At 59.2% G+C, this 377-nt stretch carries 1 pseudogene; it reads right to left on the bottom strand.

Features of this window, described 5'->3' with window-relative positions:
* A pseudogene (locus EN859_RS35800) lies at positions 1–377 on the bottom strand (ABC transporter substrate-binding protein); the annotation flags it as partial.

The following is a 377-nucleotide window of genomic DNA, read 5'->3' as shown; positions in this document are numbered from 1 at the left end:
TGGAGGTCCTCCGGTCCAAGCCGATTGATTTCAATGCCCGCGTCGGTGAATTTGTGCCAGGCCTCCATGTCGGCCTTCTGGATCGCCCCGAAATGGGTGTTCGAATAGACCTGGATCTCGTCTTCCACGAACTTCTTGAGCTTATCGGGGAGTTGGTTCCAGACATTCATGTTGACGGCGAAATCCATCAGGTCGACGGGCTGATACACCGACATCAGTCCGGGCGGTCCCATGGAAATGTATTTGGTCACCTGCTGGAAGCCGAGCGCCCAGTTTACCGCCGGTCCCGTGTAGTCGGCCGCATCGATCGTGCCTTTCTCCAGCGCTGAGAACACCTCGCCGCCCGGCAGCAGCGTGGTCTTGGCGCCGGCTTTCGC

The organism is Mesorhizobium sp. M00.F.Ca.ET.216.01.1.1 (assembly GCF_004010325.2).
Classification (GTDB): domain Bacteria; phylum Pseudomonadota; class Alphaproteobacteria; order Rhizobiales; family Rhizobiaceae; genus Mesorhizobium.
Note: the sequence above shows the minus strand (reverse complement) of the source record. Positions and strands in the feature narration are given on the sequence as shown.